The organism is Streptomyces inhibens (assembly GCF_003389455.1).
GTDB classification, from domain to species: Bacteria; Actinomycetota; Actinomycetes; order Streptomycetales; family Streptomycetaceae; genus Streptomyces; species Streptomyces inhibens.
The window spans coordinates 1-20,679 of sequence record NZ_QUAC01000230.1 but is presented as its reverse complement, the minus strand read 5'-3'; the positions used below and the strand labels follow the sequence as shown (position 1 = coordinate 20,679).

Annotated in this window: 24 protein-coding genes and 1 other RNA gene; 14 read left to right on the top strand and 11 right to left on the bottom strand. The window is 71.2% G+C overall.

Translation table 11 applies throughout. The features are described from left to right. Positions 1–84 precede the first annotated feature (84 nt). On the top strand, positions 85–666 hold the full coding sequence (locus tag DY245_RS28880; RefSeq protein ID WP_128510178.1) for a dihydrofolate reductase family protein: 582 nt from the start codon (positions 85–87) through the stop codon (positions 664–666). A 19-nt stretch (positions 667–685) separates the two neighbouring features. Here DY245_RS28880 and DY245_RS28875 read toward each other — a convergent pair whose 3' ends face one another. From DY245_RS28875 to DY245_RS28855, 5 genes are all read right to left on the bottom strand, one after another. Continuing rightward, on the bottom strand, positions 686–1,597 hold the full coding sequence (locus DY245_RS28875) for a transporter substrate-binding domain-containing protein (RefSeq protein WP_128510163.1): 912 nt from the start codon (positions 1,595–1,597) through the stop codon (positions 686–688). A 91-nt stretch (positions 1,598–1,688) separates the two neighbouring features. Beyond that, complete coding sequence (locus tag DY245_RS28870; protein ID WP_128510162.1) at positions 1,689–2,423, bottom strand: hypothetical protein; 735 nt, start codon at positions 2,421–2,423, stop codon at positions 1,689–1,691. Further along, positions 2,420–2,902 (bottom strand): hypothetical protein, encoded by a 483-nt coding sequence (locus tag DY245_RS28865; RefSeq protein ID WP_128510161.1) that lies wholly within the window; start codon positions 2,900–2,902, stop codon positions 2,420–2,422. Before DY245_RS28865 ends, DY245_RS28870 begins: the two co-directional genes overlap by 4 nt. Positions 2,903–3,260: 358 nt before the next feature. Then, entirely contained in the window at positions 3,261–3,614 is a 354-nt protein-coding gene (locus DY245_RS28860) for a hypothetical protein (protein ID WP_128510160.1), read from the bottom strand. Between the two features lie 16 nt (positions 3,615–3,630). Continuing rightward, positions 3,631–4,848: a helix-turn-helix domain-containing protein gene (locus tag DY245_RS28855; RefSeq protein WP_244943320.1), complete on the bottom strand. Its 1,218-nt coding sequence runs from the start codon at positions 4,846–4,848 to the stop codon at positions 3,631–3,633. A 261-nt stretch (positions 4,849–5,109) separates the two neighbouring features. Here DY245_RS28855 and DY245_RS44735 point away from each other — a divergent pair, with 261 nt between their 5' ends. The 7 genes from DY245_RS44735 (at position 5,110) to DY245_RS47940 (ending at position 8,261) form a co-directional block, all read left to right on the top strand. Continuing rightward, positions 5,110–5,277 carry a hypothetical protein gene (locus DY245_RS44735; RefSeq protein ID WP_181923909.1) on the top strand — a complete coding sequence of 56 codons (168 nt, stop codon included), beginning with the start codon at positions 5,110–5,112 and terminating at the stop codon, positions 5,275–5,277. Next, positions 5,274–5,480 carry a hypothetical protein gene (locus DY245_RS28850; RefSeq protein ID WP_128510158.1) on the top strand — a complete coding sequence of 69 codons (207 nt, stop codon included), beginning with the start codon at positions 5,274–5,276 and terminating at the stop codon, positions 5,478–5,480. Before DY245_RS44735 ends, DY245_RS28850 begins: the two co-directional genes overlap by 4 nt. A gap of 81 nt (positions 5,481–5,561) precedes the next feature. Then, a complete protein-coding gene (tgmA, locus tag DY245_RS28845; RefSeq protein WP_128510157.1) occupies positions 5,562–5,822 on the top strand; it encodes a putative ATP-grasp-modified RiPP in 261 nt (86 codons plus the stop codon). Then, the gene (gene tgmB, locus DY245_RS28840) at positions 5,822–6,787 is read left to right on the top strand and encodes an ATP-grasp ribosomal peptide maturase (RefSeq protein WP_181923908.1); all 966 of its coding nucleotides are present in this window, start codon (positions 5,822–5,824) and stop codon (positions 6,785–6,787) included. The genes tgmA and tgmB overlap by 1 nt, the downstream gene beginning before the upstream one ends. Then, positions 6,784–7,947: an ATP-grasp peptide maturase system methyltransferase gene (gene tgmC, locus DY245_RS28835; protein WP_128510155.1), complete on the top strand. Its 1,164-nt coding sequence runs from the start codon at positions 6,784–6,786 to the stop codon at positions 7,945–7,947. Before tgmB ends, tgmC begins: the two co-directional genes overlap by 4 nt. An 18-nt stretch (positions 7,948–7,965) precedes the next feature. Continuing rightward, positions 7,966–8,073: a DUF6087 family protein gene (locus tag DY245_RS47945; protein ID WP_342354220.1), complete on the top strand. Its 108-nt coding sequence runs from the start codon at positions 7,966–7,968 to the stop codon at positions 8,071–8,073. Positions 8,074–8,090: 17 nt separating this feature from the next. After that, positions 8,091–8,261, top strand: a complete 171-nt coding sequence (locus DY245_RS47940) for a DUF6087 family protein (RefSeq protein ID WP_342354219.1) — start codon at positions 8,091–8,093, stop codon at positions 8,259–8,261. A 932-nt stretch (positions 8,262–9,193) separates the two neighbouring features. On the opposite strand, the gene rnpB is transcribed toward DY245_RS47940, so the two are convergent. Then, positions 9,194–9,596, bottom strand: an RNA gene (gene rnpB / locus DY245_RS28825) — RNase P RNA component class A. Positions 9,597–9,713: 117 nt separating this feature from the next. Here rnpB and DY245_RS28820 point away from each other — a divergent pair. Together DY245_RS28820 and DY245_RS28815 are read left to right on the top strand one after the other, a co-directional pair. After that, on the top strand, positions 9,714–10,511 hold the full coding sequence (locus DY245_RS28820; RefSeq protein WP_128510154.1) for a MerR family transcriptional regulator: 798 nt from the start codon (positions 9,714–9,716) through the stop codon (positions 10,509–10,511). A 179-nt stretch (positions 10,512–10,690) separates the two neighbouring features. After that, positions 10,691–11,221: hypothetical protein (locus DY245_RS28815; protein WP_220377957.1), on the top strand; the 531-nt coding region annotated here is incomplete at its 5' end. Here the strand turns inward: DY245_RS28815 and DY245_RS28810 are convergent. Continuing rightward, positions 11,208–12,692, bottom strand: coding sequence for an RNB domain-containing ribonuclease (locus DY245_RS28810; protein WP_128510152.1), 1,485 nt, complete (start codon positions 12,690–12,692; stop codon positions 11,208–11,210). The genes DY245_RS28815 and DY245_RS28810 overlap by 14 nt on opposite strands. A 153-nt stretch (positions 12,693–12,845) precedes the next feature. Between DY245_RS28810 and yaaA the strand changes: the two genes are divergently transcribed. Both yaaA and DY245_RS28800 read left to right on the top strand, forming a co-directional pair. Continuing rightward, a complete protein-coding gene (gene yaaA / locus DY245_RS28805) occupies positions 12,846–13,643 on the top strand; it encodes a peroxide stress protein YaaA (protein ID WP_128510177.1) in 798 nt (265 codons plus the stop codon). Positions 13,644–13,734: 91 nt separating this feature from the next. Further along, positions 13,735–14,418, top strand: coding sequence for a bifunctional 4-hydroxy-2-oxoglutarate aldolase/2-dehydro-3-deoxy-phosphogluconate aldolase (locus DY245_RS28800; RefSeq protein WP_244943322.1), 684 nt, complete (start codon positions 13,735–13,737; stop codon positions 14,416–14,418). A 171-nt stretch (positions 14,419–14,589) separates the two neighbouring features. On the opposite strand, the gene DY245_RS28795 is transcribed toward DY245_RS28800, so the two are convergent. From DY245_RS28795 to DY245_RS28780, 4 genes are all read right to left on the bottom strand, one after another. Beyond that, on the bottom strand, positions 14,590–15,771 hold the full coding sequence (locus DY245_RS28795) for a bifunctional RNase H/acid phosphatase (RefSeq protein ID WP_128510150.1): 1,182 nt from the start codon (positions 15,769–15,771) through the stop codon (positions 14,590–14,592). A 3-nt stretch (positions 15,772–15,774) separates the two neighbouring features. After that, complete coding sequence (locus DY245_RS28790) at positions 15,775–16,518, bottom strand: zinc ribbon domain-containing protein (protein WP_181923912.1); 744 nt, start codon at positions 16,516–16,518, stop codon at positions 15,775–15,777. Beyond that, positions 16,515–17,390 (bottom strand): Nif3-like dinuclear metal center hexameric protein, encoded by an 876-nt coding sequence (locus DY245_RS28785; RefSeq protein ID WP_128510149.1) that lies wholly within the window; start codon positions 17,388–17,390, stop codon positions 16,515–16,517. Before DY245_RS28785 ends, DY245_RS28790 begins: the two co-directional genes overlap by 4 nt. Positions 17,391–17,515: 125 nt before the next feature. Then, the gene (locus tag DY245_RS28780; RefSeq protein ID WP_128510148.1) at positions 17,516–18,547 is read right to left on the bottom strand and encodes an ABC transporter substrate-binding protein; all 1,032 of its coding nucleotides are present in this window, start codon (positions 18,545–18,547) and stop codon (positions 17,516–17,518) included. A gap of 269 nt (positions 18,548–18,816) precedes the next feature. Between DY245_RS28780 and DY245_RS28775 the strand changes: the two genes are divergently transcribed. Continuing rightward, positions 18,817–20,268: a hypothetical protein gene (locus DY245_RS28775; RefSeq protein ID WP_128510147.1), complete on the top strand. Its 1,452-nt coding sequence runs from the start codon at positions 18,817–18,819 to the stop codon at positions 20,266–20,268. 161 nt (positions 20,269–20,429) lie between these two features. Next, on the top strand, positions 20,430–20,597 hold the full coding sequence (locus DY245_RS44730; RefSeq protein ID WP_181923907.1) for a hypothetical protein: 168 nt from the start codon (positions 20,430–20,432) through the stop codon (positions 20,595–20,597). Positions 20,598–20,679 lie beyond the last annotated feature (82 nt).

Sequence of the window (20,679 nt, the reverse complement as noted above, 5' to 3'; positions counted from 1 at the left end):
AGCACAAAGTATCGGGCCGATTACCGTCGGACTGCATGTCGAGCGGGCCGCCGAGGTGCGCGTATCGTCGCGGCCGTGACGTCGATGAGAAAGATCATCTTGATGATGTCGGTGTCCCTCGACGGATTCATCGAGGGACCGGACCGCCAGATCGACTGGCACAGGGTCGACGATGAGCTGCACCTCCACTTCAACGAGCAGCTCAGGACGATGGGCGCCTTCCTGAGCGGCCGCGTCACCCACGAGCTGATGGCCGATTTCTGGCCCACCGCCGACTCCGACCCTTCAAGTACCGGACCGATGGCGGAGTTCGCCGGTATCTGGCGGGACATGCCCAAGATCGTGTTCTCCCGGACCCTGGAGCGGGCCGACTGGAACACCACCGTCATGCGGGACGTCGTCGTCGACGAGATCATGGCACTCAAGGCCCGGCCGGGCGGAGACCTGGCGCTCGGTGGTGCCGACCTCGCCGCGGCCTTCCTGCGGCACGATCTGATCGACGAGTACCGCATCTACGTCCATCCGGTCCTCATCGGGCGGGGCAAACCCCTGTTCCCGGCATCGGACGCCACGATCGCCCTCCGGCTCGCCGGGACCAGGACCTTCGGCAACGGGGTCGTCCTGCTCCGTTACGAGCGTCCCGAGGCGTCGCCCTCGCCGGGATGACCACCGCCCCGGTGCCCCGTCACGTCCTGGGCCGGTCGCGGCAGGACAGCGCGTCGATGGTCTCGACCCGCGGCTTGTAGTCGGTCTCCCAGGTCGGGTCGGCCCTGGGAATGGACCACAGCGACGTCGAGAAGTCGTGGCTCCAGCTGTTGCTGCTGACGTAGTCCCGCAGCGCGTCGCGCAGCTTCAGACAGTCCTGGCGGTGGCCCTTCTTCATCGCGATGCCGTAGTGGTTGGCGGAGCCGTAGGTGATGTCGGGGACGACCCTGAGACCGGGGTTCTCCTGGGTGAAGCCGTAAAGGATCATCTGGTCGGTGGAGACCGCGTCGGCCACCTTCGTGTCCTTGAGGTCCTTGATGCAACTGGAGGCGTCCGGGCGCTCGTAGACCGCGATCCGCTCGTACTGCGGCCCCTCCAGCGTGGTGACGGAGGTGGTGCCGGGCCAGGTGCAGACCCGTTTGCCGAAGAGGTCCTCGGGCTTGCGGATCCGGTGGTCCTTGCTGCGGACCATGATGCCCTGGTACGTGGACGCGTACGGGCCCGCGAAGTCCAGCTCCTTCATACGGTCGACGGTGATCGAGAACGTCGCGGCGACCAGGTCCTTCTTGTTGTCGGTGAGCACCGCGGCACGGTCCTCGGACGGCACGATCCCGAAGTCCGGCTCGGCGCCGACGGACTTGAGGATCTGCTGGGAGACGGTGATGTCGAAGCCCGAGAACTTGTAGGTGTGCACGACGCCGGTGCCCGGCTGATCGTTCTTCGCCCCGACGGAGACCTTGCCGTCCGCAAAGAGCGACTCCGGCTCCGAGGCGCCGCAGGCGGTCGCGGTCAGCGCGGCAAGGGTGAGGAGGGCCGCGGCCGGGAGGGTGCGGTAGCGGCGGCCGTGACGATGACGGCGACCGGCCGCCGGTGGTGGTGCTCCTGCACTCATAGAACTCCCCGTTCTGCTCTTCTCATCGTTCGCGTTCGTCGTGCAGCACCGCTAGTTGTCATGCTGCCCCGCTAGTTGTCATGCAGCACCGCTAGTTGTCGTGCAGCACCGCGCCCGTCGTCTGCACGTCCATACGGCAGCCACGGGCGGTATGCAGCCTGACGTCGATCCGTACGGTGCTGACCCGCGCGCCCAAGGTGAAGTCGACGGTGCCGCCGGGGCGTATCGTCGTCGGCTGGGCGGCGGCGCCCGAGGTGAGCAGGGAGACCGTCGCGGTGGTGTCCGGCAGACAGGTCGGAGCCGCCGGGTTGTGGTCGGCGATGGCCAGCGTCAGACGCAGGGCGTTACGTGGTTTCTCCAGGGCAGGCGCGTCCAGGAGGAGGGTGAGCGAGCGGCGCGCGGCGTCGTCCAGCGGCTGTGTGCCCTGTGTGCGCACCTGCCCGGTCACATCGATCTCGCCGTGCGTGCGAACGCTCTGGAACGCCAGCCAGCCGCCGACCGTGGCCAGTACGGAGACCAGCGAGAGGGTGCCGACCACCCGGGCGTCACGCGGCCTCCGGTTGAGGACGCGGGCGGCGGCGGTGACGAGCGACAGTCCGGCGAGCGTGCCCCAGAGTGCGTACTGGCGGGCCGGCCCGTCCGGCCACCCGGTCCATGCGATCACCACGACCGCACAGGCCAGCAGCAACGGCAGCCAGCGTGCGCTGGGGTGCATCACCCACTTGATGATGACTTTCTTGATGTCGTTGGCCGCGATCGAGTAATCGCCGTGCGCCGTCGGGTTGTTGTGAATGTCGCCGCCGTTGTCGCCGACACCGCCGCTCATGAGCTGTCCCGGGTGCGGTCGCTGCCCCCCATGTGGATGTCGCCGTGGATCTCGACGGCCGCGATGGAGCCCTGGCCGGTCGCGGTCGGGGTGTTGTAGACGGTGCGCCCGCCCGCGGACGAGGCGAGCCGGCCGACATGATCCAGCAGGTGGGGCGCGTCCCGTCGGTCGGCGGGGCCCCGCAGCCAGGCGGCCACCGCAGCGGACAGCAGCTGCCGCTCCTCATCGGTGAGACCGGCGAGCAACTCATCGAGAACGTCCGCCCGCTCCGCGTCAAGAAGCGGCTGGGTGGCGCCACCGAGACCGCCACCGGCACCGTCGCCACGGCGCACCAGCCGACGGAAGAACCCCTCCCCGGCCGTCACCGTGCGTTCCGCGATCCGCTGTTGAGCCGCAGTGATCACAGAGGTGCCCAGGCTGTTCGCCGCCAGGGCAAGGTAGGGAGCGATCTCGGCGGATACGGTCGCCAGGTCGGACATCCGGTTCTCCCCACACTCATGCGTCACGGGCATCATGCCGCAACGCCCTTACGGGAAAGGCGTGTTACCCATGTGGAGCATGAACCACACCCATACCAATGTGGGGTTTCGGGTCGGTTTTCCCGGCGGGGTGGCGGTGGGGCGGATGAGCGTCGTCCGACCCCGGCCGCACGGGCGGACCGGAGCACCACAGGCGGAGCGGCGGACGAGTCGGCCTGTACGCCGGGGAGGGTCACCGCAGCACTATGGCCTGCACAAACGTGCTGGGAGGGCGCTTGCGTGGCTACCTTGATGGCTACGCAAGGAGACGCCCCCGCCTGGCACGGCTTCCGGACGGGGGCTCCGTCGTTCTCGGGGTTCAGACGGTCTGCTCGATGCGCTCGAAGATGTCCGAGTCCGTCTCCTGCTGCCAGGCCGGGAGGTCGGCCCAGTCGGCGACGTATCCGGGCTTCGGGTCCTTGAAGTGCTTGAACATCTGGGCGGTCCAGCAGATCGCGACGAAGCGGCCCTTCTGCTCGCGGGTGAGCCGCGTGGCGTGCCCTTCGCTGATCTTGATGAAGTCGCGCACCTGTCCGTACACGGCTGCGGCAGCCTCGCGCTCCCACTCGGGCGTCTCGTCCCACGGCGTGACGTAGCCGGGCTTCGGTTCACCGGGGTAGTGCTTGGTCACACCGGCGATCCATGCCTCGCGGAAGATCCGACCGTCACTCATACACGTGTCCCTCTCGTCATGCGGTACGCGAAAGCGCCGCGATTCGCTGATCCAGATCCGAGACTCGGCCATCGGACACCAGCGGGGCAAGACGCCCTCGAAGTCCATCCAGCTTCTTACCGATGAAGCCCGAGTTCGACCGGTCAGCCAGGCTGAGCACTGCCTCCGCGTAGTGCACGACCTGGTCGACGTCGCGCCGGTGGGCCCCGAGGACGGCAAGGTCGCTCAGTACGGCGGCACGGCGGCGCAGCGACAGAGGTTGGGCGAGGGCTGCAGTGAGGGCCTCTTCCGCGAGGTCGGGACGGCCGAGCTGGAGGTAGCAAGCTCCTCGTTCCTCGGGGAGGCGGGAGCCGTCGAAGCGGAGCCAGCCGCCGTTGTGGGAGTGGCCGTCGAGGGAGTTCACCTTCTCGGATTCGTCGAGGGCCCGGGCGCAGCCGCCGATGTCACCCATGACCGCGCACACCTGGGCCTGGACAGCGGCGACCCAGTGGCGGGTGGACAGTGCGCTGTCGCCCCGCCGGGCGATCCGGGAGGCCACCGCCAGCAGGGGCTGGGAAGCGGGCGCGCGGCGGGCGTACAGCTCGACGTAGGCGTGGCGGGTCATGGCACAGGCCCAGAGGTCGTAGTCACCACCGGCATGGGCAGCGTTGGCAGCCAGCGTGTAGCACTGGGCGGCGTCGGTATACCGGTTGGCGTCGAAGAAGAGTTCGCCGACGAGCTGGTAGAGGTCGGCCGTCATCGTGCACAGCCGGGCCCGGTCCACTGCGGTGCGCGCCTCGGTCAAGCCATTCGTCAGAACGTCGAGCTGCTTGCGGACCACCGGGAAGACGGTCGGCTTGGAGTCCGAGAGGGTGAAGACCTGCCACAGACTGCGGTGCAACTCCTCCCCTGTCTCCAGGAGCGCCGCCACTGTGTGTCCTCGGGGGGCCTCGTCCGAACCTGGCAGGGTGACCAGCGCGCCCGTGACGGCGAGCAGGCCCAGGACATCGCGGCGCTTCATATCGTCATCATCACCATGGCGGAGGCGTGGGGTGTCAGGAAGCACGGCGGTCTCGGCCGGCTGTTCTTCGAAGAGAAGCCCTTCCAGCTCGGAGAGGGTGACTTCTAACAGGCTGGCGATCTTGGGCCGTTGGTGCGGCTGTGGGGTGGCACGGCCACTTTCCCAACGGACCACGGTGGACGCGGCCACCGTCAGCGCTTCTGCGAATTCCTCCTGAGAGTAACCCTTTGCCACCCTCCGCTCGGCAAAGCGCCTACGCCTTAAAGCCATTGGTCTCCCCTCACGAAGAGCACCTTCCTCACTCGCAATACCCGATGCCCGGAAAACGCCTGGGCAACGCGCGGGGTCCGCTCTGGGAGACGGTAACGGATCGTCGTTCACTGGTCACACGCCGCTCGGAGGTTGAAGGATCCTCCGGGAGGCTCCCCCAAGGCCGCGCGCCGCGTCCCGTCCAGGCTGCGGCCAGCTGCTGCCCCATCAGAGAGGAGCGACCGCGTGACAACCTCCGAACTGCCCCGCAAGAACCCTGGCGCCAGCGGCCGTACATACACGCCGCCGGAGCCCCAGCCGGGTGCGCCGAGCCGGGCTCTGCGGGTACGGGCGGCCAGCGGCTGGGAGAAGTTCATGCGCCGCATCGAGGCCCGGCAGGAGGCGGAGACGTGAACCCGGTCGGGCCCGACGGCTACGAGCAGCACCCGCTCCTGAACACGAACGTCCGCGACATCGCCTCACGCGGGGAGGGTGTGCTCGTCGCCGTCACCCACGAGCTCCACAGCCACGGCACTGTCCGGGTCGCGCATATCCGGCCCGCGTCCGGGGCCGAGTGGACGACCGCGGCCGACAACATCCAGGCCGCTAGCTTCTAAAGCGGTGCCCGCAGATCGCCCTCCGCATCCTGCCGACGCGGGCGGTTTCCCGCACCACGCCCCTTCAGCACAAGGAGTCTCATGACCACCTCTGTCGTACTCCCCACCCTCACCCGGCCGTGGGGTGCGGGCCGACTCACGCCGTACCCGACCACCATCCGCCGGCCCCACGCCACGGTCGCCGTCGACCCCACGACACAGCTCGGGGTGTTCCGTGACCGCACCGGTCAGGTGGTCGAGATGGGCAAGCACGGCACCAGCTCCGGCACCGAGACCTCCACGACGACGAACTCGGACTCCCGGAACGACCAGGGTCACGACCAGGACAGCAGCCAGGACTGATGACCGTGACCGAGAAGAGGCCGGTTCTGGTGGCCACCGAGGCGGACGACATCACCGCCGACATGGTGATCAGCGAACTCAACCGGCGCGATGTGCCGGTGGTCCGGTTCAACCCCGCCGACATCGGGGAGGACCTCACGGTCTCGGCTCGGTTCGGCACCTGCCCGGCCCCCGTGGTCGGGCAGGTGTGCACCCCGTCGAGAACCGTCGACCTGACCCGCGTCCGATCGGTGTACTGGCGCCGCCCGGAGTGGCCGCAGTTCCCCCACCTGGCTCCGGACGACTCCCGTTTCGCGGCGGCGCAGGTCCGCTACGGACTTGGGGGCACGCTCTACGCCTTGGACGGTCCGCTCTGGGTCAACCATCCGTTGCGCATCGCCGCGGCCGACCACAAACCCGCTCAGCTTGCCCTCGCCCAGCAGCTCGGCTTCACCGTCCCGCCCACCCTCGTCACCAACGACCCGGCCGAGGCGCGCGAGTTCATCCGCATCCAAGGAGACGCGATCTTCAAGACGCTGCGGTGGACCCCCTATACGCGTGACGGCGTGCCGGTGACCGGATGGGCCGACCCCGTCACCCCCGACGAGATCGACGACAGCGTTCGCGTCACGCCCCACCTGTTCCAGGCCCGCGTGGACAAGGTCGCCGACCTGCGCGTCCTGATCGTGGGGCGGCACACGTTCTCCGTGCTCATCGACTCCGAACTGCTGGACTGGCGCAAGGACTACAGCGCTCTGACATACACCGTGGAGCACCTTCCCGACCGGGTGGACAAGGCACTGCACGCCTACCTGGACCAACTGGAGCTGGTATCAGGGAGCTTCGACCTCGCGGTGGACCGGGCGGGGGACCACTGGTGGCTGGAGCTGAATCCCAATGGGCAGTGGGGGTGGCTGGAGACGGAGACCGGCCTCCCGATGTCCGCCGCCTTCGCCGACCTACTCATGCAAGGAGACCGCCGATGACCGACCCGGCACCCGAGCGGCGCCGCATGGCGGCCGTGCTCGCGGACGAGGGCGTCCTGAAGTCCCCCTGGCTGCGCGGGGCCGTCAAGACCGTCCCCCGCGAGCAGTTCCTCCATCCCGGAGTCTTCCTGGACGAGGGGCGGACCTGGCGGCCCGTCACCGCTGTCGGTACGGACCCGGACGAGTGGCTGAGGATCGCCTACAGCGTCGACACCCTCACCACCCAGCTCGACGGCCACCTCACCGCCGACCAGACCGGCGAACCCGTCGCGGGCGTGCCCACGTCGTCCTCGACCGACCCGACCACCGTCGTCGGCATGATCGAGGCCCTGGGCCTCACAGAAGGTCACCGTGTCCTGGAGATCGGCACGGGCACCGGTTACTCCACGGCCCTGATGTGCCACTACCTCGGCGAGGACAACGTCACCACGGTCGAGGTCGACCCGCAGGTGGCGGCGCGCGCAGATGCCGCCCTGGAAACCGTCGGCTACTCAACGTGGACGGTGACGGGCGACGGGCTTCTCGGCCATCCGCACCGGGCACCGTACGACCGGGTCATCGCCACCTGCGCGGTACGCCGCATCCCGTACACATGGGTCCGGCAGACGAAGCCCGGTGGCATCGTCCTCAGCACGGTCGGCTCCTGGCCCTGGGGAACCGGTCTCGCCAGGGTCACCGTCGGCGATGACGGTACCGCCGAGGGCGCGATCATCGGACGCTCCTCCTTCATGCAGGCGCGGGCCCAGGCGGTGACGCCCTTGGCCGGCGACCTCTCCGCCCGGACCGCCTACGCGGACAGCGAGCGGAACGCACTGGTGTCCCCTCTCGCCCTGGAAGAGTGGATGCCCGCCTTCCTCGCGCAGCTCGCGGCGCCCGGTACGCAGTTCGTCCGCGCCACCCGCAGCGACGGCTCTCCCTTGCGGTATCTGTTCGATCCGGAGCGGGAGTCGTTCGCCGAGTTCATCGCCGACGGCGAGAGCTGGACCGTCAGCCAGGGCGGCCCCGTGGCTCTGTGGGACGACATCGAACGCTCCCTTGTCGCCTGGCAGGACGCCGGGACGCCGGACATCGACGCCATTCGGCTCCGTGTGACGACCAACTCCCACCTGTACTGGATCGACCGGAGCCCCTCGCTGCGCTGGGAACACCGGACCGTCTGAGCCACTACCCTCCGGGGAATGGACGATGAATCGCTGTCCCAATGGGCCAAACGCCGTGACGCGAGGATCGGACAGCTCCGCGCTGTACCTCTCGTGAGCGGCGGCGGTCCGCGGGGGCGCATCTGAACCCCGACGCACCCCGGGTGATCCAGCGATGGAACGGGCACGTGTGGGAGCCCCACGGCTTCGCAGCGGACCTCACGGAGGCAAGGCGCGTTCTGTTTCCCGACACCGAGGCCGCCCGTTCCTCAGGGCTCGCGCCGAAGCTCGGCCCCGGGACCGGCAAGCACAGGAAGCCTCAAACGCCGCGATAGCCCTGGCCGGGGGCTTCACCCCAGGCTCAGAGCACTCCTGACCAGCGCCGACACCTACGCGCGACAGACTCCGACTCCGCCCGCCGCCTGGGTCTGTGTCGAGGACTTCCTCACCTTCCTGGGGAAGGTCTCCAGGAGTCTCTGGCCTGTTCCGTCAAAGGGCCCCGGGACCGACGAGGGCTTGAAGTGGCGAAAGGAGAGGGGCCCGTTCCTGCGAAAGATCCTTGACGTGGATAACTCGTCTCCCTTGGCGGCTCGCGAGGTTCGGAACGGTAGCGAGCATTTTGATGAGCGCCTCGACGAGTGGATCGTCCACCTGCCTAGGCCAACTGTCGAGGAGTGGCAGGCAGGCACCAGGCCCGAGTTCCAAGCTCCGCCCATGCGCCTCATAGACGCGGAAGACGGCACGATCCATGTAGCGGGCGCAGACCTAGATCTGCGGCTTATGGATGGGGAACTGCGACGACTCCTGACCAAGATCGAGGAGTTTGAGCCCTCAGTGGCCGCGCTGCCCCATGAAAACTGGCGGCCTTCCTCGCCACTTCGCCCCCCATACCCGTCATTTCCTTCGACGCGCCCGCGCAGAACCCTGGCGGCATCCAAGCCTGGCTTGACGAGCAGAAGCCAACCGATCCACCGCACGATCGCCACACAGAACCCGGAAACACCGGGGAATGACTACAAGGAGTAAGCCCGGCTCGCCGCTCACTGCGACGCCGAAAGGCTGACCAGGCAAGCACCTGGCCCGGGGAGGGCCTCTCCTCGGCTCCGCCGACGCCCGCCTCCGACCCGACGAAGCGTGGCTAACCATCGCGGCGCGAGGGTGAGTTGGACCCGTGGAACGGTCTGCCCACCTGATTCGACCCCGATTCGACCCCGCAGGCGCGGGCCGGAGTGGACACCCGCTCTGACCAGGGCCGGAGCGGGTGTGGCGGACGAGACCGGCCTGTACGCCGGGTTCTGTCGCCCCCGGTCCTTGCGGGCCGAGGGGAGACGGCCATCCATCTAGGGCTGCCGTTGCCGACAGCCTCGTGCGGTCTACCCGCGGACTCGGGCGGGCAGCCCTCGGTCGTCCGCGCAAGGGCATCAACCGATGCCCTCTCTTGACCTTGCTCCGGGTGGGGTTTACCTAGCCCTCCGAGTCACCTCGGAGGCTGGTGGTCTCTTACACCACCGTTTCACCCTTACCCAGGCCTTGCGGCCCGGGCGGTTTGCTTTCTGTGGCACTGTCCCGCGGGTCACCCCGGGTGGGCGTTACCCACCACCCTGCCCTGTGGAGCCCGGACGTTCCTCGGGAGGATCGTGAGATCCCCACGCGGCCGTCCGGCCGGCTCGTCCGCCGTAGCGACCATGCTACCTGCACGGGTGAGAGGGGCGGACCGGCCGCCGCCCGGCCGGGTCGTGTGCGCGGCCGCTTGACCTTGTCGCGGCGTCAACGTTTCTACTGGCCGCATGAGGATCGGAGAACTCGCCGCGCTGGCCGGCGTCAGCACCCGTGCGGTGCGTCATTACCACCATCTGGGGCTGTTGCCGGAGCCGGCGCGGCGGGCCAACGGCTATCGCGAGTACGGGCTGCGCGACGCGGTGGCGCTGGCGCGGGTGCGGCGGCTGACGGAGCTGGGCCTGGGGCTGGAGGAGGTACGGGACGTCCTCGCCGACGACGCGGGGCGGGAGCTGCACGAGGTGCTGGCCGAGCTGGACGCGGATCTGGCGCGGCAGGAGGAGGCGATCCGGACCCGGCGGGCGCGCATCGCCGCGCTGCTGCGGCTGGCGGAGGAGCACGGCGGGCTGCCCGCCGAGGGCCCCGTGTCGGAGGAACTGGCGGCGCTCTTCGGGAGGATGGCCAAGGCCGCGGCGGCGCGGCCGGGCCCCGAGCCCGCGATGGCCGCCAAGGAGCGGGAGGTGCTGGCGTTGATCGAGACGTCGGCCGGAGCGGAAGCGGGCGAGCGGCTGTCGGCCCTGCTCGGGCAGGCGACCGCGGAGCCGGGGGCGATGGAGCGGGTGTACGAGGTGTACGCGCTGCTGGACGAGCTGGCCGGGGCCGAGCCGGACGATCCGCGGGTGGCGGATGCCGCACAGGCGCTCTCCGACTGCCTGCCGGACGCGGTGGCCGCGGAGGTCGGCGCACGGGCCGGGGAGGCCGCGGAGGCTGCGGAGGAGTTCATGGGGGCGTTCTTCGCGGACTTCGCGCCCGCGCAGGCCGAGGCCGTACGCCAGGCGATCCGGCTGCTCGTGGGGCGTGCCCGGTGACCCGGAGGGGCGGGACGCTGCGCCGGCTGGCCGCGCACGAGGGCCGGTGGCTGGTGAGCCTGGCGTGGTGGGTGGCGCGGCGCCGGATCGGGGTGGCGCCGGGCGAGCGGGCCCTGGGGTACGCGGGGGCGCAGGCGGCGCTCGTGTACGGGCTGGCGTTCGTGTGTGCCGTGGAGACNCGGGCCCTGGGGTACGCGGGGGCGCAGGCGGCGCTCGTGTACGGGCTGGCGTTCGTGTGTGCCGTGGAGACGGCCGGGCTCCATGTACTGCTCGCCGGACTTCCGGTGGCGCGTGAGGTGATGCTGGTCCTCGATGTCTACACGCTGCTGATGATGCTGGGGTTCCAGGCCGCGGCGGTCACCCGGCCGCATGTGCTGGGGGCCGGGGTGCTGCGGTTGCGTGACGGTGCCCGGATGGAGGTGGGGATACCGCTGGAGCGGATCGCTTCGGTCCGCTACGACCTGCGGTTCACCAGGGAGCCGGAGAAGAAGGGTGCGGGGGGCGGGGTGCTGGAGATGGCGGTCGGCGGGCAGACGTCGGTGACCGTCGAGCTGACCGAACCGGTGGTGGCCGTACGGCTGACGGGGCGGCAGGAGACGGTCCGTACGGTGCGGTTCCATGCCGATGACGCGCGGGGCGCGGTGGCGGCCGTACGGGCGGCGACGGCGGCACCGGGGGCCCCGGAGGGGGATGCGGTCAGGCAGGGGTGAAGCGGACCGGGTCGCGGCCCGGTTCGGCTTCGGCGAGGCGGACCTGGATGCGGTGGCCGAGCGGCAGCGCGGGGCCGTCCGGGGCGGTTTCGACCTGGCCGATGACGGCCGGGTCGTAGAGGTGGACGGTGCCCCGGGTGGGGTCCTTCTCCTGGATCTCGACGACCAGGGCCTCGAAGATCTCGCCGACCCGGTCGCGCAGCAGCGCCGCCTCGACGAGGTCGACGCAGGCCCGCTCGACCTGATTGGCGCGCTGGGTGCCGGTCTCCATCTCCCGGGGCAGGGCGGGCAGCGCGCCGCGGACCCAGTCGGCCGGTTCCTCGCCGGCCGAGGCGGCCAGGCACAGCTCGGAGGTGTAGCGGTCGACGAGCCGCCGCAGCGGCGCGGTGGCATGCGCGTACGGGGCGGCGACGGCGGCGTGCAGCGCGTCGGAGGCCGCCGGCGGGGCGCCGTCGAAGGCGGTGTAGCCGGCGCCGCGCAGCAGGGCGGTGCACTCCTGGAGGAACGCGGCGTGGGTGGCGCGGCCCGGGTCGAGGGTGCGGATCAGCGCCGCGTACGAGGTGTGGTGGGGCCAGTCGACGCCGAGCGCGCGGGCGGTGAGCCGGAGCCGGGCGACCGAGCCGTCCGGGGCGGTGGGCAGCGTACGCAGGATGCCGGTGCCGGAGGCGAGCATCAGCTCGGCCGCGGCCATGCCGGTGAGCAGGGAGATCTGCGCGTTCCAGCCGTAGGCCGGGAGCGGGGCGCGGTATTCGAGGGTGTAGCAGCCGTCCTGCTCGACGATCTCCTGCTCGGGCACATTGAGGGAGATCGCGCCGCGGGCGACCTCCAGCTCCTCCCGCAGCAGTCCGATCTCGCGGAGCAGGGCGAGCGGTTCCTCGGCCGTCCGGTCGTCGATGACCCGCTGGACGCCCGCGTAGTCGAGCTTGGCGCGGGAGCGGACCAGGGCGCGGCGGACGGACCCGGCGGTCAGGGCCCCTTGCGGGTCGAGATCGAGCTGCCACAGAACGGCCGGGCGGTCCTGGTCGGGCAGCAGGCTGGCAGCGCCTTCACTCAGCGCATAGGGGTGCAGCGGAACGCGCTCGTCGGGGAAGTAGAGGGTCGTCACGCGGTGGTGCGCCTCGGCGTCCAGGGCGCCGCCCGGCGTCACGAAGGAGGCGACGTCCGCGATGGCGTAGTGGACGCGGAAGCCGCCGCCCGCGCGGCGCGACAGGAACATGGCCTGGTCGAGGTCGAGCGAGCCGGGCGGGTCGATGGTGAAGAGCGGGAGGTCGGTGGCGTCCTCCAGGGTGTGCTCGGTGGCCACCGCGCCATCGGCGACCGGGATCCGCGGGGCGCGGGCGGCGCTCTCCGCCTCGGCCTGTGCCGTGGGCGGGAAGTGGTACGGAATCTCCAGCTTGCAGCGCAGTTCACGCAGCGCGGCGCGCAGCGGGGCATCGGCTGCGTCGGTCACATGCATATGGAGACGGGGCATGAAACCGAGCGTATGGCGGGTGGGCGCTCGCGGCGCGGTGTGCGGCGCCGCGCCGGGGAGGCCGGCCTGAGCGGGTTCTTCGCCCGTCCGGCGCAGGCCATACGCTTTCCCGGGGCCGCACCCCCGGCCCGTACCGCCGTGAAGGAGAACACCGTGCTCGTGCTGTTGCCGCCGTCCGAAGGCAAGGCCGCGGGAGAGGCCGGCGCGCCGCTGGACATCGGATCGCTGTCGCTGCCGGGGCTGACCGCGGCGCGCGAGGCGGTGTTCGAGGAGCTGGTCGAGCTGTGCGCCGCGGACGCGACCAAGGCCCAGGAGGTGCTCGGGCTCAGCGAGGGTCTCAAGGGCGAGATCGCCAAGAACGCGGGCCTGCGGACGGCGGGTGCGCGGCCGGCCGGGGAGATCTACACCGGTGTGCTCTACGACGCGCTCGGGCTGGCGTCCCTGGACGCGCCGGCGCGCAAGCTGGCCGAGCGGTCGCTGCTGGTCTTCTCGGGGCTGTGGGGCGCCGTGCGGATCGGCGACCGGATTCCGTCGTACCGCTGCTCGATGGGGGTGAAGCTGCCGGGGCTCGGCGCGCTGGGCGCGTACTGGCGGGCGCCGATGGGGGAGGTGCTGCCGGCGGCCGCCGGCGAGGGGCTGGTGCTCGATCTGCGGTCGGCGGCGTACGCCACGGCGTGGAAGCCCAAGGGTGAGGTGGCCGGGCGGACCGCGACGGTGCGGGTGCTGCAGTCGAAGACCGTGGCCGGTGTGGAGAAGCGGACGGTGGTCAGCCACTTCAACAAGGCGACCAAGGGCCGGCTGGTGCGGGATCTGCTGTCGGCGGGTCTGACGCCGGACGGTCCGGCGGAGCTGGTGGAGGCGCTGCGTGGGCTGGGGTACGCGGTGGAGGCCAAGGCCCCGGCCAAGGGCGGCAAGGCGTGGGCCGTCGATGTGATCGTGACGGAGCTGTAGGGGCCGGGGCTGCGGCCGTAGGGGCAACCTGGCCGACCGCGATTGCAGCATGCGCAACGCTCGTTGCGGAGAGTGGCTCGACGGGCGCACTATGGGCGGCGTGACCAGCGCCGCCTCCTCCCCCGCGCCCGCCTCCCCCAAGCTCTCGGCTTCTCCCCCGTCCTCGGTGCTCGGGCTCGCCCCCGTCATCCCGGTCGTCGTGCTGCACGATGCCGCCGACGCCGTACCGCTCGCCCGTGCGCTCGTCGCCGGCGGGCTGCCCGCGATCGAGGTGACGCTGCGGACGCCGGCCGCGCCGGACGCGATCCGGGCCATCGCCGACGAGGTCCCGGACGCGGTGATCGGCGCCGGCACGCTGCTGACCCCCGAGCATGTCGAGGCGGCCCGCGCGGCCGGCGCCCGCTTCCTGGTCAGCCCGGGCTGGTCGCCGCGGCTGCTGGGCGCGATGAAGGACTCCGGCGTGCCGTTCCTGCCGGGCGTCTCGACGACCTCGGAGGTGGTGACCCTGCTGGACGAGGGCCTCACCGAGCTGAAGTTCTTCCCGGCCGAGGCGGCGGGCGGCACCGCCTACCTGAAGTCGCTGGCCGCGCCGCTGCCGCAGGCCCGCTTCTGCCCGACCGGCGGGATCGGCCTGGCATCGGCGCCCTCGTATCTGGCGCTGCCGAACGTCGGCTGCGTGGGCGGCACCTGGATGCTGCCGGCCGACGCCCTGGCCGCGAAGGACTGGGACCGGGTACGCCAACTCGCCCGGGAGGCGGCGGCATTGGCGGTCTGAAGACTTTCGGGCGCGGGCGGCTGTTCATGTCTGCCCAGGTACTGACAACTGCCCATGGCCGCCCATGCACCGACGGCTGTTCATGTGAAGGGCCCGGCGCATCGGTCGTCCGATGGGCCGGGCCCGTTCGCGTACAGAAGGCGCGGTGTGCGGGATGTACGGGACGCCCCGCTACCGCAGATGCCCCGTGTCGTTCAGCAACCGCACCGAGGCGTTGCCGTCGGCGTAGTACGCCACCGCGGACAGTGACGCCGCGGAGAGCTCCATCTTGAACAGCGACTCCGGCGGGGCGCCCAGGGCCAGGCGGACCAGGGTCTTGATCGGCGTGACATGCGTGACCAGCAGCACGGTCCGGCCCGCGTACCGGGCGATGAGCTTGTCGCGGGCGACGGCGACCCGGCGGGCGACCGACGCGAAGGACTCGCCGCCTCCGGTGGGCGCCACCTTGGCGGAGCCGAGCCAGGCATCGAGGTCGTCGGGGAACCGCTCGCGCACCTCGGCGAAGGTCAGCCCCTCCCACGCCCCGAAGTCGGTCTCGCGCAGGCCCTCTTCGATGCGGACGTCCAGGCCGAGCCGGGCCGCGACCGTCTCCGCGGTCTCCCGGCAGCGTCGCAGCGGTGAGCTGACGACGGCCTGGATCGTGCCGCGGGCGGCGAGTGCGGCGGCGGTCGCCTCGGCTTGGCGGCGTCCGGCGGCGGAGAGTTCGGGGTCGCTGCCGCCGCTGCCGGAGAACCGCTTCTCGGGCGTCAGCGCGGTCTCGCCGTGCCGCAGCAGGACGAAGGTCGCGGGTGCGCCGAGGTCGGGAGCGCCCCAGCCCGGGGCGGCGGCCGCCTCCGACGCCTCCGCCACCTCGGCGGCCGCGTCGGCGGCCTGTGCGGCGGCGCTGCGGGCGGGTGCGGCGGCGAGTGCCGCCCTGGAGTCCCGCGGCTCCCACTGCTTGCCGATCTTTCCGGCGTCCATCGCCTCGTTGGCGAGCCGGTCGGCGTGCTTGTTCTGCGCGCGGGGGATCCACTCGTACGACACCTGGCCGGCCGGGAAGACCGCCCTGGCCTCGGCGGCCAGCGGCTTCATGTCCGGGTGCTTGATCTGCCAGCGCCCGGACATCTGCTCGACGACGAGCTTGGAGTCCATCCGCACCTGGATGCGTGCCTGCGGGTCCAGGGCGTGGGCCGCCCGCAGGCCGGCCACCAGCCCCTTGTACTCGGCGACGTTGTTGGTCGCGGTGCCGATGTACTCGGCGGCCTCGGCCAGCGCCTCACCCGTCACCGGGTCGAGGACAACGGCGCCGTAGCCGGCCGGCCCCGGGTTGCCCCGGGACCCGCCGTCCGCTTCGACGATCAGCGTGCGTGTCATGGCCTACAGGCCCGAGTCGGGCGTACGGACCAGAATGCGGGTGCAGTTCTCGCACCGGACGACGGCGTCGGCGGCGGCCGCGCGCAGATCGTTGATCTCGGTGATGTTCAGCTCCAGGCGGCAGCCCTCGCAGCGGCGCTGGTAGAGGCGGGCCGCGCCGACGCCGCCCTCCTTGGAGCGGATCTTGTCGTAGAGCTTCAGCAGGTCGGCCGGGATGTCGGCGACGGTCAGCCCGCGCTCCTTGGTGGCCGTGGCGACCTCGGCGTCGATCTCGGCATAGGCGGCGTCCCGGCGGGCGGCGGCGTCGTCGACCTTGGCCTGGATGGCTTCCACCCGGGCGGTGAGCTCGGTGACCCGCTCCTGGGCGGCCTCCCGGCGCTCCATGACCTCCAGGACGACGTCCTCCAGGTCGCCCTGGCGCTTGGCGAGCGAGGCCAGTTCGCGCTGGAGGCTCTCCAGGTCCTTGGGGGAGGTGATGGCGCCGGAGTCCAGCCGCTTCTGGTCGCGGGCGGCGCGCTGGCGCACCTGGTCCACGTCCTGCTCGGCCTTGGTCTGCTCGCGGCTGGTGTCGCTCTCCTCGGTCTGTGCGGCGACGAGCAGGTCGCGCTGCTGGATGAGGTCGGCCTCAAGGGTCTGCAGCTCGGCCAGCTCCGGGAGGTTCCTGCGCCGGTGCGCGAGCTGGGTGAGCCGGACATCCAGGGCCTGGACGTCGAGGAGGCGGATCTGGTCGGCGGGCGCGGCGTTCAGCGTGGGGCTCCTGTGGTGTGCGTCGGGGTGAAGCGGGGGGCGGACGCCGCGTGGGCGGTCCAGGGGTCGGTGACCGTACGGGAGACATGCGTACGCAGTCCCCAGCCGTGCCGGTCGGAGACCGCGTCGAGCTGGGCCGCGGCCTGCTCGCACCACGGCCATTCGGTGGCCCAGTGGGCGGCGTCGAGCAGCGCCAGAGGGCCGTTGTGCGTGCTCTGCGTGGCCTCGGAGGCCGGATGGTGGCGCAGGTCGGCGGTGAGGAACGCATCCACACCGGCCGCCCGTACGTCGTCGAAGAGGCTGTCACCGGAACCACCGGATACGGCGATGGTCCGGATCTCGCGGTCCGGGTCACCGGCCGCCCGGATGCCCTGCGCGGTGGCGGGGAGGCGGGCGGCGGCGTACGAGGCGAACTCGGCCAGCGTCATCGGGTGCCCCAGCTCGCAGATCCGGCCCAGGCCGCGACGGCCTGCCGGGTCGCTCGCGTCCGGCACCAGCGGGCCCTGGATGTGCAGATCCAGGGCACCGGCCAGGGCGTCGGAGACACCGGGGTCGGCGGTGTCGGCGTTGGTGTGCGCGACGTGCAGGGCGATGTCGTGCTTGATGAGCGTGTGCACGACCTTGCCCTTGAAGGTCGAGGCCGCCACCGTCGTCGTACCGCGCAGATAGAGCGGGTGGTGGGTGACAAGAAGGTCGGCGCCGAGCCGCACCGCCTCGTCGACGATTTCCTGCACCGGGTCGACGGCGAACAGCACACGGCGGACCTCGGCGTCGGGGTCTCCGCAGACCGTGCCCACGGCATCCCACCCTTCGGCCCGCTCGGGTGGCCAGAGGGCGTCGAGCGCGGTGAGGACTTCAGACAGTACGGGCACGGGTGGAAGGTTACCTCCCGCCTGTGACAGGGGGCGGCGTCATGTCCCGGGCGGCTCGTTCTTCGCTGGTAGGGGGTTGGGGGGAGCCGACGGCGGCTTCAGCAGCCGGCTCCCCGCCCGGGCCGCTACTTGACCAGGAAGCCGCGCAGATCGTCCAGGACGCTGTTGGCGGCGGTGACGCCGAGTCCCAGGTACCAGGTCTCGTCCTTGACGTTCTTGGCGTGGCCGTCCTTCACCGCCTTGAGGTTCTTCCACAGCGGGTTGTGCTCGGCGCTCTCGCGCTTGGTCGACTTGGGGTCGCCGTAGACACCGGTGAAGATCCAGTCCGCGTCGGCCTGGTTGATGTTCTCCGGGCTGACCTCGGTGGCCAGGTCGTCGATCCGCTGGTTCTTGGGCCGCGGCAGGCCGACGTCCTCAAGGATGGTGCCGATGAACGACTGCCGGGCGTACAGCCGGGTGAACTGCGGCATGTAGCGCAGCATCGTGACGGTCGGCTTCTTGGGGCCGATGTCGGCGCCGAGCTTCCTCGCCTTGGCCTCGTACGCGGCCAGCTCGGCCTTCGCCTCGGCGGTCTTGTCCAGGGCGGCGGCGTTGAGCAGGTAGTTCTGCTTCCAGGTGAAGCCGGGGCGGATCGAGAAGACGGTCGGGGCGATCTTGCTCAGCTGCTGGTACTGCTTCTCGGCGCGCAGCTTGCTGCCCAGGATGAGGTCGGGCTTGAGCTTGTTGACGGCCTCCAGGTTGAGGCCGTTGATGGTGCCGACGCTCTTGGGGTGGCCGGCGTCCTTCTCCAGGTAACCGGGGAGGGCCTCGTCGCCCTCGGTGGGGGCGTAGCCGACCGGCTTGATGCCGAGCGAGACGACGTTGTCGAGCTCACCGACGTCGAGGACGACCACCCGCCGGGGCGCGGCCTTGATCGAGGTGCTGCCCCCCGCATGCCTGATGGTGCGCGGGAACTGCCCCGGCTTGGCGTCGGTGCCCATCTTCGCGGTCTCTTCGGCGGCCTTCGCGAAGTCCTTGCCGCCCTGGGCGACGGCCTTCGATCCCGCACCGTTGTCGCTCCGGCCACCACCCGCGTCGGACGTACCGCAGGCCGCGAGCGTCAGGGCGCCCGCGGCGGCGAGGGCTGTCGCGGCGGCGCCGCGGCGGCGAAGGGACATCACGTACTCCCGGGAGATCGGCTGCTCACCGAGGCGCCACAAGGAACACCCGGGCAGCACGGAACCAGCTTGAGGACCGCGTCAGGACCATCAAGAGCCAACTTAGGCACGCCTAACTTAGCCCACCGTTGAATTCCGAAGCACACCCACCTCACCCAGCACCGGCGAACCGGACAATCGCCATCCTTATGCGTGAAGTGCGGCAACTCGCGTTGATCGGCCGGAAGTGCGAAAACTAGCTTCGGTTGCTGACTGGAGGTGACCACCCGATGACGATCTGTGCCACTGAGGACGCCACGGAGCTGGACAGCCCGCACCGTACGGCGCTGACCATCGCCGCCGACGGCTCGTACGCCGCCCGGCTCGCCCGTCATGACGACGCCGCCGGGAGCTGGTTTCCGGAGCGCTGGACGCTGAGCGGCCCCGAGCCGTACGCCGTACCGCTGCCGGGCAGCCAGCCCGAGGAGCCGGACAGCCAACTGCTGCCGCTCACGGACGGACGGGTGCTGATCGTGCGCCGGGTCGCCGACCGCTTCGCCTGCTCCCTGCTCTACCCGACCGGCCCCGGGACCGGCGAACTCCTGCTGGGCGCGGTGGAAGCGGCCGAGCTGACCCTGCTGCCGCCCACCCCTGGCGGGTCGCTCGGCTACGCCCTGGCGCCCGAGGCCCACCGCACCGTGCTGTGGCTGGTGCACGGCGGCGCGCACGGACCCGAGCGGGTCACCGAGATCCCGGGGCGCTGCTCGGGCGGCGTCTGGCTGGACCGCGCCGGCCGGCTGCTGGCCCTGGACCGGGAGTGGGACGGCCGGACGAAGACCGTGCTGGTCGATCTGGAGCGGGGTGGCGGGACCGGCCCGCTGCTGCAGATCACCGAGGACAGCAACGACCGGCTGCTGCTGGCCGATCCGGACAGCGGGCTGCTGCTCGTACGGTCGGACGCGCCGGGGCACGACCGGCTGGGCTGGGGCGTACTGGGCAGCAGTCTGCCGGTGCGGTTCCCGGAGTGCCTGCGGCCGGCAGGTACGTCCGTGACGCCGTTCGCCGCGCAACCGGGGCAGATGCTGGCCCCGGAGAGCTGCGCGGTGGCGTTCCGGATGGACCGGATGGATGCGGTGGGCGGGGCGTGGCTGGGGGTCTGGCGGCCTTCGGGACGGGAGCTGCGGCAGCTGCCGGTGCCGGAGGGGTGGCTGGCGGGGGCCGGGCTGTGGACGGTGGCCGGCGCACTGCTGCTGCCGTACGCGACGGACGCGGAGCCGTGCGGGGTCGCGCGGATGGCCATACCGCTGGGGCCGGTGGAGGGGGCGGAGCCTGCGGGGGCGGAGCGGCGGGTGGAGCCTGCGGGGGCGGTGGGGCATGCGGAACCCGTGGGGATGGGGCGGCCGGTGGAGGCCGTGGAGGTGGGGCGGCCGGTGGAAACCGTGCGTGCACAGCGGCCGGTGGAACTCATGAGGCCGGTGCAGGGTCCGGCTTCTGGGGCGGGCGGCGGGGAGAGGCCCCCGGCCGCGGGCGCGGACAAGGTGGCCGGCGGGGGAATTGTCCCCGGCGCGCGTACGAGCACGGAGGTGGCCGGGGGGATTGTCCTGGATGCAGGAGACACCGACAACCGCTCCACAGCATCTGCACAACTCCGAGCCCTGGACGCGGAACCGCAGCGCGCCCCGTCGCATCCCCAAATGTGCAGGCCAGTGCCCTTGCAACAGGCACCTCTCGCGGCCCGGTAGACCCGGTGGAGCATGATTTCCCGCCCCGTTAGAATTTCGGGCGGGGGCTACGCAGCCGGTTGACCGGCCACCGACTGTGCCGCTCGGGGTCAGCCTTGGCGGTCGTCGGGCGAGGTCCCGACGCGTACAGCTGTAAGCGATCTGACGGAGTGACTCTTCCCATGTCCGAAGCCCGAACCAACACGACCCAGGCGCGCCCCCAGGAGGCATCCGCCCAGGCCGCCGCGGCCGCAAGCTCCGGCAAGCACCGTGGCCCGGCCGCCGCTGAGGAGTCCGACTCCACCGCCCACGGCCGGCACCGCCGGGACAAGCAGCCGCAGGACGCGTAAGGCCGGTCCGGCGGACCTGACCGCCGACCGCGCACAACGGCCGTGGCCGCCGCACCGCATCTTCGCGGGCGGCGGGCCACGG